This window comes from Streptomyces sp. NPDC015532 (assembly GCF_043078065.1).
Lineage (GTDB): Bacteria > Actinomycetota > Actinomycetes > Streptomycetales > Streptomycetaceae > Streptomyces.
In genome coordinates this window covers 324684-340162 of record NZ_JBIBSY010000007.1, presented here as the reverse complement: position 1 = coordinate 340162, position 15479 = coordinate 324684, and the positions used below count along the sequence as shown (strand labels likewise).

Here is a 15479-nt window from a genome sequence, read left to right as displayed (position 1 = left end):
GTGGGTTGGTCGCGTGTCAGCTCAAAGGGTATCCGGTCGCGGAGGGTGTTGCCGTCCACCGGACGGGTGCGCCCACGCCGGCGGGTGCCCTCGGACCTCCCCGAAATCGCGCCGGAGACAGTTGGAGGAGAGCCGCTGGGCCGTGATCGGCCCCTGCGCGGGTACCGTGATCACGGGCAGCTCGCCCATACATTCGTACGAGCCCTCCGAGGACGTCTGCCGTGTCGTTCCCCCTGCCGTCGCGCACCCCGTCGGGTCCGCGCCGAAGGACCCTGCTCGCGGCCGCCGCGGGCGCCTTCGCGCTCGCGGGCTGTTCCGCCGCTCCCGAGTCGTCCAGCGACACGACGGGCGGCAGCCCCTCGCTCGCGGACCGGGCCCGCGCGCGTGCGGCCCGGGACAGCATGACGCTCTCCGGCCGGTACACCGCGGTGATCGCCGCCCATCCGCAGCTGGCGGAGCGGCTCGGCCCGCTGCGGGAGGAGGTCGTGCGCCACGCGCAGGCGTTCGGGGGCGGCAGCGCGGGGGCGTCGGGATCCGCGTCGGCTGCTCCGTCGAGGTCGGCATCGGCGTCGGCGTCCTCGGCCGAGTCCCCGTCCGCGTCCTCGACGGCTTCGGGTTCGGCGTCCGCTTCGCGTTCGGCCTCCAGTTCGGCCTCCAGTTCGGCTTCGAGTTCGGCTTCGGCCGGGGCCTCGCCCGGTGTGGCGGCCCGGCCCAAGGACGCGCTCGCCGAACTCGCCACCGCCGAACTGGCGCTCGCGGACGAACGGACACAGGCCCTGGTGAACGTCCCCGGCGAACTGGCCCGGCTGCTCGCCTCCGTGGCGGCGGCCGGAGCGGCCCACGCGTTTCTGCTGACGAAGGCGGCGAAGTGAGCAAGCGGAGCAGGACCGAGGAAGCCGAGCTCAAGGCCCTCCAGGCCGCGCTGGGCGCCGAGCACGCGGCCGTCTACGGCTACGGCGTCGTGGGCGCCAGGATCGGCGCGGCCCGTCAGACGGACGCCCGGTCGGCCTACGACGCCCACCGGGCGCGGAGGGACGAACTGACGCGGGAGGTCAAGGACATGGGCGCGGCACCCGAGGCCGCGTCGGCCGCGTACGTGCTGCCGTTCCCGGTGACGGACACCGCCGCGGCCATACGGTTCGCGGCCGAGCTGGAGGAACGCGTCGCCGACGTGTACTCCGACCTCGTGCGCGCCGCCACGGGCGACCGGCGGCGCATGGCGGCCGGGGCGCTGCGCGAGGCCGCGGTCCGCGCGGTGCGCTGGAGCGGCGAGAGCGTAGCCTTCCCTGGGCTCGCCGAGCGGGCGGGCACCCCATCCCCCACGGCGCCCTCGCCGTCGTAACGCGACCTGGAAGGAAACCTCTCGCGCATGGACTCGCGCATGACCTTCGAGCCGCCGCAGCGCCTTCTCCGGGCGCTCGGCGAGACCCGCCGCAGCGGGCCGGAGGGCTCCGACGAGGCCGACGAGTGGCTGGAGCGGCTGCCCGGGCTGGCCCGAGGGGCCGTCGCTCTGCGCGAGTTGACCGTGGAGCGCGTGCAGGCTCCGGGCGGGCGCAGCAGTCTGGTCGTCCTGGTGCGCCGGGCCGACGGCACGCCCGCCGTACTGAAGCTGGCGCCCGGCCGGGCGCGCCCGGAGGCCGAGCGGGTCGCGCTCGGTCACTGGGACGGCCGCGGCGCGGTCCGTCTTCTCGACGGCGGCGACACCGGGGAGGCCTCCGGCACCGATGGCGTCCTGCTGCTGGAACGGCTGCACCCGGACGTGTCCGTGCGGTCGCTGCCCGAGGCCAAGGCCCTGCTGGAGGCGGCCGGGACGCTGCGGCGGCTGTGGGTCGAGCCGCCCGCCGACCCCGTCTTCGAGACCGTGGCGGAGCGGACCGGGCGGCAGGCCGAGGCCATGCGGTCCACGGCGACGGGCGAGGCCGGAGCCGAGATCGGGGCGCTGGTCGACGCGGCGCTCGCGGCCCGCGAGGAACTGCTGGCCCAGCCGCCCGAGGCACTGCTGCTGCACGGCACGTTCCGGCAGAGCAAGGTGCTCGCCGGTGAGCGCGTGCCCTGGCTGGCGGTGGGACCGGACCCGGTGGTCGGCGAGTGCGCGTTCGACCTGGCCCGGCTGGTCCGGGACCGGGTGGAGGACCTCATCGCGTCGCCTTCGGGACCGTCGATCACCCGGCGGCGGATCAAGCGGCTCGCCGAGTCCCTGGACGTGGACCCGGCGCGGCTGCGCGGCTGGACCCTGTTCCGTGCCGTCGAGTCGGGTGTCCGGGCGGGCCGGGTCGGCCGCCCCCAGGACGCCGGACTGCTCCTGGAGTTCGCCGGCTGGCTCTGAGCACCGGCCGGGACACCACGCCCCCGGAAACGGCCGAGCGGCGCCCCGCGCCTCCGGAGAGGTGCCGGGCGCCGCCCAGGTGCCGGTTACGCCGTCAGGCGGGCGATCGCCTCTTCGACGGTCAGTTCCTCGCGCTCGCCGGTGCGGCGGTCCTTCAGCTCCACGACGCCCTCGGCCGAGCGGCGGCCGGCGACCAGGATCGTCGGTACGCCGATGAGCTCCGCGTCGGTGAACTTCACGCCCGGGGAGACGCCGGCGCGGTCGTCGACCAGGACGCGGACACCCGCGGCACCGAGCTTCTCGGAGACGTCGAGCGCCAGCTCGGTCTGGAGAGCCTTGCCCGCGGCGACCACGTGCACGTCGGCGGGAGCGATCTCCTTGGGCCAGCACAGGCCCTGGGCGTCCGCCGACTGCTCGGCCAGCGCCGCGACCGCGCGGGAGACACCGATGCCGTACGAGCCCATGGTCACGCGGACCGGCTTGCCCTGCTGCCCGAGGACATCGAGGCCGAAGGTGTCGGCGTACTTGCGGCCGAGCTGGAAGATGTGGCCGATCTCGATGGCGCGGTCCATCTTGAGGCCGGTGCCGCAGGCCGGGCAGGGGTCGCCCTCCTGCACCACGACGACGTCGAGGTAGTCGTCGACCTCGAAGTCACGGCCGGCCACGACGTTCTTCGCGTGCGTGTTGATCTTGTTGGCGCCGGTGATCCAGGCCGTGCCGGGCGCGACGCGCGGGTCGGCGATGTAGCGGACCTTCTCCAGGCCCTGCGGGCCCACGTAGCCGCGTACGAGGTCGGCACGGCCCTCGAAGTCCTCGGCCGTCACGAGCTCGACGACGGCCGGGGCGAGGTGCTCGCCGAGCTTGCCGAGGTCGACCTCGCGGTCACCCGGGACGCCCACGGCCACGATCTCGCCGTCGACCTTGACCAGCAGGTTCTTCAGGGTGGCGGAGGCGGGCACGCCGAGGTGCTCGGCGAGCGTCTCGATCGTCGGGGTGTCGGGGGTGTCCAGCTCCTCGACGGCGCCGTGCTCCCCGGAGACGGGCGTGAGCTTGAACGTCACGGCCTCCGTGTTGGCGGCGTAGTCGCAGGCCGGGCAGTCCACGAAGGTGTCCTCACCGGCGGCGGCGGGCGCGAGGAACTCCTCGGAGGCCGAGCCGCCCATGGCGCCGGAGACGGCGGACACGATGCGGTAGTCGAGGCCGATGCGCGCGAAGATCTTCTGGTAGGCCTCGCGGTGCAGCCCGTAGGACTCGGCGAGACCCTCGTCCGTGATGTCGAAGGAGTACGAGTCCTTCATCTGGAACTCGCGGCCGCGCAGCACGCCGGAGCGCGGACGGGCCTCGTCGCGGTACTTCGTCTGGATCTGGTAGAGCATGACCGGCAGGTCCTTGTACGAGGCCACCTGGTCCTTCACCACCAGGGTGAAGATCTCCTCGTGCGTCGGGCCGAGCAGGTACTCGGCGCCCTTGCGGTCCTTGAGGCGGAACAGCAGGTCGCCGTACTCCTCCCAGCGGGCCGAGGCCTCGTAGGGCTCCTTGGGCAGCAGGGCCGGGAGAAGGACCTCCTGGGCGCCGATCGCGTCCATCTCCTCGCGGACCACGCGGGAGATGTTGTCGAGGACCTTCTTGCCGAGCGGCAGCCACGTCCAGATGCCCGCGGCGTTGCGCCGGACGTAGCCGGCGCGGACGAGCAGCTTGTGGCTGAGCGTCTCGGCGTCGGCCGGGTCGTCACGCAATGTCTTGACCATCAAACGGGACATGCGCTGGACCTGGGCCATGATTCTCGACTCCTGCTGCGTAAGGGTGATGCCTGGAGGTTAGCCGGGCAGCGGCCGTCCCCGGAAATCCATTAGCGGTGTCGCAGGGGAAGCGGTGCGCCCATCACGGCGTACGGCCTGGGCGCGCTGGGGAACAGGACCTGCCGTGCGAGGTCCTCGTAGCCGAGGGAGCGGTACAGGCCGCGGGCCGGACTGTCGAAGTCGATCGCGGAGAGGATCGAGCGGGGTTCGGCCGCCGTGTCCGTGATGGCGGTGATCAGGGTGCGGCCGACGCCCTGGTTCTGGAAGCGGGGGTGGACGTGCAGTTCGGTGATCACGAAGGAGTCGTCCAGCCAGCCGTCGTGGCGCTGGTCGCGCAGATACGGTTCGACGACGGTGGACCACCAGTGCGCGCGGTCGTTGGGCATGCCGTAGACGAATCCCACGAGCCGTCCGTCGACGGTGGTGGCGCCGAGCGCGCGGGCTCCCGGGTAGGTGATGTGGCGCAGCACGATCTGGCGTCGTACGGCGACCTCGTCGGCGCCGAGCCCGAAGGCGAGCGCCTGCACGGCGAGTGCCTCGTCGACGCGGGCGGCGAGATCCAGCGGGCCGATGACCACGTCGTCGTGGTCGCGGTGGCCGTGACCGGGAAAGCGCAGCATGCGGGGAGACTACCTGGCGGACCGTGTGACGCGTGAGGTCCCGACGGGCCCGCGCCGGGCGTCAGAACAGGACACTCATGAAGGCGCCCGCCTCCTGGAACCCGACGCGGCGGTAGGCCGCCCGGGCCGCGGTGTTGAAGTCGTTGACGTAGAGGCTGACGAGCGGGGCGACATCGGCGAGGGCGTAGCGCAGCACGGCGGCCATGCCGGGGGCCGCCAGTCCCCGGCCGCGGTACTCGGGGGCCACCCACACTCCCTGGATCTGGCAGGCCTCGGCGGTCGCGGCGCCGATCTCCGCCTTGAAGACGACCTTGCCGTCCGGGCCGAGGCGGGCGAAGGACCGGCCCGAGCCGACGAGTTCGGCGACGCGGGCCTGGTAGAGCAGGCCGCCGTCGCCGGCCAGCGGCGAGACGCCGACCTCCTCGGTGAACATGGCGACGCACGCCGGCATGATCGTCTCCATCTCGTCCTTGCGGATGCGGCGGACGTACGGATCCGGGGTGATGGTGGCGGGCAGCCGGTCGGTGACCATCAGCGGCTGGTGGGCGCGGATCTCGCGGGCGGGGCCCCAGCTCGGTTCGAGGAGCCGCCAGAGCTGGGCGGTGGCCTCGGCGGGGCCGACGATCGAGGAGCAGCGGCGGCCGCTTCTGCGGGCCCGGTCGGCGAAGCCGCGCACGGCGCGCTGGGTGGCGCAGATCGGGACGAGGTTGGCGCCCGCGTAGCAGAGGGACCGCAGCATGCCGTCCTCGTACCAGCCCCACATCTCGCCGCCGAGCCGCCATGGGTCGAGTCCGGCGATCTGTACTCGGGAGGTGACGAACGCGTTCGCCACCGGCTCGCGGCCGAGGACGGCGAGCGCGGCGTCCAGGTCACTCGGTTCGAGGACCCTGGTGGTGGTCTGGGTCAACACGTGCGGGGGCCTCACCCTGGGGTCTGCTGATCTCCGCACTGTACCTGGAGAGGTTGTGCCTCGCCGCCGAGTCCTCTGGCCGGACGGGGGAGCGGGCTGTCACCGGGGTGGGGGCTGGGTTGGCGCCCGGGTGCGGGTCGTGGGGGTTGGCCGCGCAGTTCCTCGCGCCCCTGGGTTTCTCACCCCGGCCGGGATCGGAAGGCCGAGGGGGTGGGGGCTGGGTTGGCGCCCGGGTGCGGGTCGTGGGCGTTGGCCGCGCGGTACCTCGCGCCCCTGGGTTTCTCACCCCGGCCGGGATCGGAAGGCCGAGGGGGTGGGGGCTGGGTTGGCGCCCGGGTGCGGGTCGTGGGGGTTGGCCGCGCGGTACCTCGCGCCACTGGGTGGCTCGCCTCGGCCGGAGTCCGCACGGGCAGGTATGTCGTCCGCGGCCACCGGAGCGGGGCCTGGTGCCCGTGCCCGGGTGCGGGTGGGTGGGGGCTGGGGGCGCGGTTCCTCGGGTCCCTGGGTGGCTCCGCGCGGCCGGGATCGGAAGGGCGGCCTTGTTTGCCTGCGGAAGGGGCCTCGGTCCTGCGGCCGGGTTGTCGTCCGGCCGCAGGAACGGGACTCAGCCTGCTACGGAGATCGTCGGTTCGCCGGAGGCCACTCCGTCGGCCTCCATCTGTTCGGCGAGCTTCATCGCCTCTTCGATCAGGGTCTCCACGATCTTCGACTCGGGGACGGTCTTGATGACCTCGCCCTTGACGAAGATCTGGCCCTTGCCGTTGCCGGAGGCGACGCCGAGGTCGGCCTCGCGAGCCTCGCCGGGACCGTTGACGACGCAGCCCATGACGGCGACGCGGAGCGGGACCTCCATGCCGGTAAGGCCGGCGGTGACTTCCTCGGCGAGCTTGTAGACGTCGACCTGGGCGCGGCCGCAGGACGGGCAGGAGACGATCTCCAGGCCGCGCTGGCGCAGGTTCATCGACTGGAGGATCTGAAGGCCGACCTTGACCTCCTCGACCGGCGGGGCCGACAGGGAGACGCGGATGGTGTCGCCGATGCCCTCGGAGAGCAGGGCGCCGAAGGCGACGGCCGACTTGATGGTGCCCTGGAAGGCGGGGCCGGCCTCGGTGACGCCGAGGTGCAGGGGGTAGTCGCAGGCGGCGGCGAGCTGGCGGTAGGCGTTGACCATGACGACCGGGTCGTTGTGCTTGACCGAGATCTTGATGTCCCGGAAGTCGTGCTCCTCGAAGAGGGAGGCCTCCCAGAGCGCGGACTCGACGAGCGCCTCGGGGGTCGCCTTGCCGTACTTCTGGAGCAGGCGCTTGTCGAGCGAGCCCGCGTTGACGCCGATACGGATCGGGGTGCCGGTCTCCTTCGCGGCCCGCGCGATCTCCTTGACCTGGTCGTCGAACTGCTTGATGTTGCCGGGGTTGACGCGGACGGCGGCGCAGCCGGCGTCGATCGCGGCGAAGACGTACTTCGGCTGGAAGTGGATGTCGGCGATGACCGGGATCTGCGACTTCTTGGCGATCGTGGCGAGCGCGTCGGCGTCGTCCTGGGTGGGACAGGCCACGCGCACGATCTGGCAGCCGGAGGCGGTCAGCTCGGCGATCTGCTGGAGCGTGGCGCCGATGTCCGACGTGCGCGTAGTCGTCATCGACTGCACCGAGACGGGTGCGTCTCCGCCCACGGCGACGGTCCCGACCTGGATCTGCCGGGTCTTGCGGCGCTCGGCCAGCTTGGTCGGAACGGACGGCATGCCGAGAGAAATCGCAGTCATCTGCTGTGCAACCCCAAGTTATGGATCAAGGTCCCGGGAATCGTGGGCTCCGGGCTTCGAGATTACGGTACGGGCGCTCCCCCGGGCACATCACGCCCCCGGGCTTCAAACCCACTCAATGGAAGACGGCCGGGCACCCAGGGTGCCCGGCCGTCGCTACCACTGTGTGACTAAGAGATTTTCACGGGATTGACGACGTCCGCGATCAGGACGAGGACCGTGAAGCAGACGAAGATCCCGGCCACCACGTAGGCCACCGGCATCAGCTTCGCCACGTCGAACGGGCCCGGGTCGGGGCGCCGGAGCACCTTCGCCGTGTTGCGCCGCAGCGACTCCCACAGGGCTCCGGCGATGTGCCCGCCGTCGAGCGGGAGCAGCGGGAGCATGTTGAACAGGAACAGGGAGAGGTTGAACCCGGCGACCAGCAGGAGCATCATCGCGACCTGCTGCGACGCGGGGATGTCCAGGGTGAAGACATCGCCGCCGATGCGGGCAGCGCCGACCACGCCCATCGGGGAGTCGGCCTTGCGCGGACCGTCGCCGAAGGCCGCGTCCCACAGGTCGGGGACCTTGGCGGGCAGCGCGACCAGGGACTCGACGCCGTTCTGCATCATGTCGCCCATGCGGTCCACGGACTGGCCGAAGGACTGCTCGACGATGCCGAAGGCGGGCGTGAAGCCGAGGAAGCCGGCGTACACGTACTTGCCCTGGACATAGCCGCCGTTGCCGTCGGTCTTGCTCACCTGGTTCTTGATCAGGTGAGTCTTCAGGTCGACCCGCCGGCCCTCGCGCTCCACGGTGATCGTGACGTCCTTGCCGGGGTTGGCCCGGATGTCGTCCTGGAGCGCCGCCCAGTCACCGACCGCCTTGCCGTCGAACGCGACGATCTTGTCGCCGCCCTTGAGCCCGGCTGCCTTGGCGGGCGCCACCTGGTCGCCCTTCGCGCACTTCGTCCGGTCCTCGCTCTGCTGGATGACGCAGTCCGAGACCTTGCCGACCGTGGTGGTCTCGGAGCGGATGCCGAACGTCATCATCACGCCGAGGAAGATCGCGACGGCCAGGATCAGGTTCATGAAGGGACCGGCGAACATCACGATCACGCGCTTCCACGGCTTGCGCGTGTAGAAGAGGCGGGTCTCGTCGCCGGGCTTCAGTTCCTCGAACGCGGCCGACCGGGCGTCCTCGATCATGCCCCGGAAGGGGGATGTCGAGCGGGCCTCGATCCGGCCGTCCGGGCCGGGCGGGAACATCCCGATCATGCGGATGTAGCCACCGAGCGGAACGGCCTTGATGCCGTACTCGGTGTCGCCCTTCCTGCGCGACCAGATGGTCGGGCCGAAGCCCACCATGTACTGCGGCACCCGGATGCCGAAGAGCTTGGCCGTCGACAGATGTCCCAGCTCGTGCCACGCGATCGAGATCAGCAGGCCGATCACGAAGACGACTATGCCGAGGATCATCATCAGGGTCGTCATGCACGAGCCTCCGCGATTGTCGTCTGTGCCGTCAGTTCACGGGCCCGGGCGCGCGCCCAGGTCTCCGCTTCGAGGACGTCCGCGAGGGTCAGGGAAGTTCCCGTACGCGGTGTGCCGTGTTCCTCGACGACCCGGGTGACGGTCTCCATGATCCCGTTGAACGGCAGTGTGCCGTTCAGGAACGCGTCCACGCACTCCTCGTTGGCGGCATTGAACACCGCCGGGGCCGTGCCCGCGAGCCGCCCCACGTGCCGGGCGAGTCCCACCGAGGGGAACGCTTCCTCGTCGAGCGGGAAGAACTCCCAGCTCGACGCCTTCGTCCAGTCGAAGGCGGGCGCCGCGTCCGGGACGCGCTCGGGCCAGCCGATGCCGATGGCGATGGGCCCCCGCATGTCGGGGGGCGTCGCCTGGGCCATCGTCGAGCCGTCCGTGAATTCCACCATCGAGTGGACATACGACTGCGGGTGCACGACCACCTCAATGCGGTCGAAGGGAATGTCGTAGAGGAGGTGTGCCTCGATGACCTCCAGTCCCTTGTTGACCAGGGTCGCGGAGTTGACCGTGATCACCGGGCCCATGGCCCAGGTGGGGTGCGCGAGGGCGTCGGCCGGTTTCACGTCCGCCAGCTCCGCCTTCGTACGGCCGCGGAACGGGCCCCCGGAGGCGGTCACGACGAGTTTGCGCACGTCCGCGCGCGTGCCGGAGGCCAGCGCCTGGAAGAGGGCCGCGTGCTCGGAGTCGACCGGGATGATCTGGCCGGGCTGGGCCAGCGCCTTCACCAACGGGCCGCCGACGATGAGCGACTCCTTGTTGGCGAGCGCGAGGGTGCGGCCCGCCTCCAGCGCGGCGAGGGTGGGCGCGAGGCCGATGGAACCGGTGATGCCGTTGAGGACGGTGTGGCAGTCGGAGGCGGCGACCTGGGTGGCCGCGTCGGATCCGGCGAGGATCTCGGGAAGGGGCTCACCGGGTGCGTACCTGGCCGCGAGGGCCTCCTTGAGCGCCGGGACGGCGTCCTCGCGCGCCACGGCGACCGTCCGGACCCGCAGCCGGTGGGCCTGCTCGGCGAGCAGGGCGACCCTGCCGCCTGCGGCGGACAGCGCGGTGACCCGGAACCGGTCGGGGTTGCGCAGCACGAGGTCGATGGCCTGGGTGCCGATCGAGCCGGTGGATCCGAGGATCACGACATCCCGGACTCCGTTCACGGGGTCGAAGACGAGATGCGGATCAGCGAGGGGGGCTGGACTGTCGCTCATCCCCCCATTGTGGCCGCATCTCGTCCGCCGGAAGACAGGGCGTCCCTCATTCCCGCCGTCTCTCCCCGTGACCGGTGGTGCCCGGGCGCGCCGGGGAACCCGGCGCGGAGCGGGCGTTCCGCGGGGCCGCGGTGGGCGGGTGCCCGCCCACGGGTGCCGCGGCGTGGCCCTGTCGTCGTCCTACTGATCCGCAGGTCAGCGCTTGCGGCGGCGCCGAGGCGCGGGCCCGGGCGGCCGGGGACCGCCGTGCGCGGGCCGTCCGCCGGCGGGGCCGTCGGTGGGTCCGGGAAGGGCGGGCGCGGTCCCGGGCGTCCGGGCGGGGGCGAACGCGCCTTCGACCACTCCGTCGGACGTGTCGAGCGTCGGCGCGGTGAAGAGCAGGCCGTCGGTACGGTCGCGGGGTTCCAGGGCCCTGGGGGCCGGGGCGGCGGTGTCGAGGTTGAAGACGTAGCCGACGGACTCCTCCTTGATGGCGTCGGTCATGGCTCCGTACATGTCGTAGCCCTCGCGCTCGTACTCGACGATCGGCTCGCGGCCGAGCGTCCAGCGCAGCCCGATGCCTTCGCGCAGGTAGTCCATCTCGTAGAGGTGCTCGCGCCACTTGCGGTCGAGGACGGACAGGACGACGAGACGCTCCAGGTCGCGCAGGGCCTCCGGGCCGAGTTCCCTCTCGCGCTCCGCGTACCGGGCGCGGACGTCGTCGGTGACCGTCTCGACGACCCGCTCGGTGGTGAGGCCCTCCCGGCCGCCGTGCAGGTCCGCCAGTTCCTCGACCGTGATCCCCACGGGGTAGAGCTGCCGCAGGGCTCCCCACAGCCTCTCCAGGTCCCACTCCTCGGGGAAGCCCTCGCCGGTCTCCCGCTCGATGTACGCCCGGATGGTGTCCTCCATGAAGTGCGTGATCTGTTCGTTCAGGTCCTCGCCGTCCAGGACGCGGCGGCGTTCGGCGTAGATGAGCGTGCGCTGCCGGTTGAGGACCTCGTCGAACTTCAGGACGTCCTTGCGCGACTCGAAGTGCTGCTGCTCCAGCTGGGCCTGGGCGGAGGCGATGGCGCGGGTGACCATCTTGTTCTCGATGGGTACGTCGTCGGGGACGTTCGCCATGGACATCACGCGGTCGACGACGTTCGCCCGGAACAACCGCAGCAGGTCGTCCTCCAGGGAGAGGTAGAAACGGGAGGCGCCGGGGTCGCCCTGGCGGCCGGAGCGACCGCGGAGCTGGTTGTCGATGCGCCGCGACTCGTGCCGCTCGGTGCCCAGCACGTACAGTCCGCCGAGCGCCGTGACCTCGTCGTGCTCGGCCGCGGCCGCGGAGGTGACGCGGTCGAGGACCGCGCGCCGTTCCCCGGGGTCCGCGTCCTCGCCCGCCTCGGCGAGCGCCATCGCCTCGGGGTTGCCGCCGAGCATGATGTCGGTGCCGCGGCCCGCCATGTTGGTGGCGACGGTGACGGCGCCCCGGCGTCCGGCCTGGGCGACGATCTGGGCCTCGCGCCGGTGGTTCTTGGCGTTGAGCACCTCGTGCCGGATGCCCTGCCGGCGCAGCAGCGCGGAGAGCGTCTCGGACTTCTCGACGGAGGTGGTGCCCACCAGGACCGGCCGGCCGAGCGCGTGGTTCTCGGCTATGTCGGCGAGGACCGCGGCGTACTTCGCCTCCTCGGTGCGGTAGATCTGGTCGGGGTCGTCGCGCCGGACCATGGGCCGGTTGGTCGGGATCGGGACGACGTGCAGGCGGTAGATCTGGTGGAACTCGGCCGCCTCGGTCATGGCGGTGCCGGTCATGCCGGCGAGCTTGCCGTAGAGGCGGAAGAAGTTCTGGAGGGTGATCGTGGCGAGCGTCTGGTTCTCGTCCTTGATCGTGACGCCTTCCTTGGCCTCGATGGCCTGGTGCAGTCCTTCGTTGTAGCGCCGGCCGGCGAGGATGCGGCCGGTGTGCTCGTCGACGATCAGCACCTCGCCGTCCACGACGACGTAGTCCTTGTCCTTCCTGAAGTGTTCCTTGGCCTTGAGGGCGTTGTTCAGGTGTCCGATCAGCGGGGTGTGGTCGGACTCGTAGAGGCTGTCGATGCCGAGCTGGTCCTGGAGGTACTCGACTCCGGGGTCCAGGACCGACACCGTGCGCTTCTTGGGGTCGTACTCGTAGTCGTGCCCCGTCCGCAGGACGGCGAGGCGGTCCTTGTCGGCCTGCGTGGTGAACTGCTCCTCCTGCACCTGTACGCCGCTCATGTGCCGGGCGAACGCGGCGAAGGCCTCGTACCAGTGCGTCGGCTGGTCGGCCGGGCCGGAGATGATCAGCGGGGTGCGCGCCTCGTCGATGAGGATCGAGTCGGCCTCGTCGACGATCGCGAAGTGGTGCCCGCGCTGCACGAGTTCGTCCTTGGAGCGGGCCATGTTGTCGCGCAGGTAGTCGAAGCCGAACTCGGTGTTGGTGCCGTAGGTGACGTCGCAGGCGTACTGGGCACGCCGTTCGGCGGGGGTCGAATCCGCCCTGAGGACGCCGACGCTCAGTCCGAGGAAGCGGTACGCGCGCCCCATCCACTCGGCGTCCCGGCGGGCCAGGTAGTCGTTGACGGTGACGAGGTGAACTCCGTTGCCGGCAAGGGCGTTCAGATAGACCGGCAGGGTGCCGACGAGCGTTTTTCCCTCACCGGTCTGCATCTCGGCGATGTGGCCGAGATGCAGCGCTGCTCCGCCCATGAGCTGCACGTCGAAGTGGCGCATGCCGAGGATGCGGCGGGAGGCCTCGCGCATCGCGGCGAAGGCTTCCGGCAGCAGGTCGTCCAGGCTCTCGCCCGCGCCGAGACGCCGCTTGAACTCCGGTGTGAGCGCCTGGAGTTCCTTGTCGGACAGGGCCCTGAACTCCTCTTCGAGGGAGCCTGTCTGCGCGGCGAGGTGTTCGAGGCGGCGCAGCATCCGGCCCTCGCCCGCCCGCATGATCCTTCCGGTGATGGCGTCGAGCCCTTTTGCTGGCATGGGAAGTCCCTCGCAGTCCGGCGCGGTCGGTGCCGGGGAGAGCCGCCAGGGCGTCGCGGTGGAGTTCCCCGTTCGCCGTCGCGTTCATTGTCCGCCGCCCCGCGGCGGCGGGGCAAGCAGCGCGACGGCGGACGGGGTCCGTGGGCGTCACCGGACGATCGTCAGCGGATGGGCCGGTGCACGTTCTCCCGGGTGCTCGGGCCGGGGGTGGCGTCGGCGATCCAGGGGCCTTCGCCCGACGGGTCAAGGACGCCTTCCTCCAGCCAGGTGTAGGTGCCGGACAGGACGCCCTTGACGACCTTGCGGTCGATGTCGTCGGTGTTGCTCCACAGGCGTCCGAAGAGTTCCTCGACGCGGACGCGGGACTGGCGGCAGAAGGCGTCGGCGAGCTGGTAGGCCTCGCGCCCGTGATCTCCCGTGGTGCGCAGGAGTTCGGCCCGCACGCAGGCCGCGCTCATCGCGAAGAGTTCGGCGCCGATGTCGACGATCCGGCCCAGGAAGCCCTGCTTGGTCTCCATACGGCCCTGCCAGCGCGACATCGCGTAGAAGGTGGACCGGGCGAGCTTGCGGGCGCTGCGCTCGACGTACCGCAGATGCGTGGAGAGGTCCACGTCGTGGTGGAACTCGCTGTACGAGCCCGGGAGCCGGCCCGCTCCCGTGACCAGTTTCGGCAGCCACTTGGCGTAGAAGACACCGGCGTTCGCGCCCGCCTTCGCCTTCTCCGAGAGTGACTTGTCGGGGTCGATGAGGTCGCCGGCCACCGAGAGGTGGGCGTCGACGGCCTCCCGGGCGATCAGCAGATGCATGATCTCCGTGGAGCCCTCGAAGATGCGGTTGATGCGCAGGTCGCGCAGGACCTGTTCGGCGGGGACCGCGCGCTCGCCGCGGGCCGCCAGCGACGCGGCCGTCTCGAAGCCGCGGCCGCCGCGGATCTGGACCAGTTCGTCGGCCATCAGGCAGGCCATCTCGGAGCCGTACAGCTTGGCGAGGGCGGCCTCGATGCGGATGTCGTTGCGGTTCTCGTCCGCCATCTGCGACGACAGGTCGAGCACGGCCTCCAGGGCGAAGGTGGTGGCCGCGATGAAGGAGATCTTGGAGCCGACGGCCTCGTGGAAGGCGACCGGCTTGCCCCACTGCTCGCGCACCGACGTCCACTCGCGGGCGATCTTCAGGCACCACTTGCCCGCGCCCACGCACATGGCGGGCAGCGAGAGGCGGCCGGTGTTGAGGGTGGTGAGGGCGATCTTCAGGCCCGCCCCCTCGGGTCCGATGCGGTTGGCGGCGGGCACGCGCACCCGGTGGAAGCGGGTGACGCCGTTCTCCAGGCCGCGCAGGCCCATGAACGCGTTGCGGTTCTCGACCGTGACGCCCTCCGAGGCGGCCTCCACCACGAAGGCCGTGATGCCGCCCTTGCTGTCCTCGGACTTCGGGACGCGCGCCATGACGACGAGGAGGTCCGCGACGACGCCGTTGGTCGTCCACAGTTTCACCCCGTCGAGGATGTAGTCGTCGCCGTCCGGCACGGCGGTCGTGGCGAGCCGGGCCGGGTCGGAGCCGACGTCCGGTTCGGTGAGCAGGAAGGCGGAGATGTCGGTGCGGGCGCAGCGCGGCAGGAAGATGTCCCGCTGTTCCTGGGTGCCGAAGAGCTTCAGCGGCTGCGGTACGCCGATCGACTGATGGGCGGAGAGCAGGGCGCCGAGCGCCGGGTTCACGGAGCCGACCAGGGCGAGGGCCTTGTTGTAGTAGACCTGGGTGAGGCCGAGACCCCCGTACTTGGTGTCGATCTTCATGCCGAGGGCGCCGATTTCCTTGAGCCCGGTGATCGTCTCGTCGGGAATCCGCGCCTCGCGCTCGATCCGGGCGGAGTCGATCTTCGTCTCGCAGAAGTCGCGCAGTTTGGCCAGGAACTCCTCGCCGCGCTGGGTGTCCTCGTCGGCGGGGAGCGGGTGGGGGTGGATCAGGTCGAGCCGGAAGCGACCGAGGAAGAGTTCCTTGGCGAAGCTGGGCTTCTGCCAGTTCTGTTCGCGCGCGGCCTCGGCGACCTGTCGGGCCTCACGTTCGGTGACTGTGGGCTTCTGGGGTGTTGCGGACATGAGGCTCACCTCGCCGCGAATAGGGATCTTGGGACTGTCCGTTACCGACCGGTTCTACTCGATCGTATTTACCCGATTACGGATGACCCCACCAGTCCTCGCGCAGCGTTCGGCCCAATGGAATCCCCGGCGGAACCGGTCGGCGGTGTTGCGCCGGAGGCCCGCTCCGGGGGACGGTCCGGGTACGCCGTCCGGGGACGTGCCGCACGGCCGGTGGGGGCCGGGCCGGTGCGGGGAATTCACTGTCGAAGCGCTTCGACAGCCTATGGAC

General features: G+C 71.2%; 11 protein-coding genes. 3 read left to right on the top strand and 8 right to left on the bottom strand.

Features of this window, described 5'->3' with window-relative positions:
* The first annotated feature begins 221 nt into the window (after positions 1–221).
* The 3 genes from ACF07B_RS23390 to ACF07B_RS23380 are packed head-to-tail and all read left to right on the top strand — an operon-like array spanning position 222 to position 2326.
* Positions 222–872 (top strand): hypothetical protein, encoded by a 651-nt coding sequence (locus ACF07B_RS23390; RefSeq protein ID WP_392180352.1) that lies wholly within the window; start codon positions 222–224, stop codon positions 870–872.
* Entirely contained in the window at positions 869–1342 is a 474-nt protein-coding gene (locus ACF07B_RS23385) for a ferritin-like domain-containing protein (protein ID WP_369486229.1), read from the top strand. Before ACF07B_RS23390 ends, ACF07B_RS23385 begins: the two co-directional genes overlap by 4 nt.
* 39 nt (positions 1343–1381) lie before the next feature.
* A complete protein-coding gene (locus tag ACF07B_RS23380) occupies positions 1382–2326 on the top strand; it encodes an aminoglycoside phosphotransferase family protein (RefSeq protein WP_392180365.1) in 945 nt (314 codons plus the stop codon).
* 86 nt (positions 2327–2412) lie between these two features.
* Here ACF07B_RS23380 and ACF07B_RS23375 read toward each other — a convergent pair whose 3' ends face one another.
* The 8 genes from ACF07B_RS23375 to ACF07B_RS23340 all read right to left on the bottom strand — a co-directional run bounded on the left by ACF07B_RS23375 (position 2413) and on the right by ACF07B_RS23340 (position 15208).
* Positions 2413–4104, bottom strand: coding sequence for a proline--tRNA ligase (locus ACF07B_RS23375; protein WP_392180351.1), 1692 nt, complete (start codon positions 4102–4104; stop codon positions 2413–2415).
* A 71-nt stretch (positions 4105–4175) separates the two neighbouring features.
* Complete coding sequence (locus tag ACF07B_RS23370) at positions 4176–4745, bottom strand: GNAT family N-acetyltransferase (RefSeq protein ID WP_392180350.1); 570 nt, start codon at positions 4743–4745, stop codon at positions 4176–4178.
* Between the two features lie 61 nt (positions 4746–4806).
* Complete coding sequence (locus tag ACF07B_RS23365; RefSeq protein ID WP_384241007.1) at positions 4807–5655, bottom strand: GNAT family N-acetyltransferase; 849 nt, start codon at positions 5653–5655, stop codon at positions 4807–4809.
* Positions 5656–6259: 604 nt separating this feature from the next.
* On the bottom strand, positions 6260–7417 hold the full coding sequence (gene ispG, locus ACF07B_RS23360; protein WP_369486224.1) for a flavodoxin-dependent (E)-4-hydroxy-3-methylbut-2-enyl-diphosphate synthase: 1158 nt from the start codon (positions 7415–7417) through the stop codon (positions 6260–6262).
* Positions 7418–7587: 170 nt separating this feature from the next.
* Positions 7588–8892 (bottom strand): M50 family metallopeptidase, encoded by a 1305-nt coding sequence (locus tag ACF07B_RS23355; protein ID WP_392180349.1) that lies wholly within the window; start codon positions 8890–8892, stop codon positions 7588–7590.
* Entirely contained in the window at positions 8889–10145 is a 1257-nt protein-coding gene (dxr, locus tag ACF07B_RS23350; protein ID WP_362391401.1) for a 1-deoxy-D-xylulose-5-phosphate reductoisomerase, read from the bottom strand. Before dxr ends, ACF07B_RS23355 begins: the two co-directional genes overlap by 4 nt.
* Positions 10146–10340: 195 nt before the next feature.
* Complete coding sequence (gene secA, locus ACF07B_RS23345) at positions 10341–13115, bottom strand: preprotein translocase subunit SecA (protein ID WP_392180348.1); 2775 nt, start codon at positions 13113–13115, stop codon at positions 10341–10343.
* A gap of 161 nt (positions 13116–13276) precedes the next feature.
* A complete protein-coding gene (locus ACF07B_RS23340; RefSeq protein WP_369483819.1) occupies positions 13277–15208 on the bottom strand; it encodes an acyl-CoA dehydrogenase family protein in 1932 nt (643 codons plus the stop codon).
* Between the last annotated feature and the right edge of the window lie 271 nt (positions 15209–15479).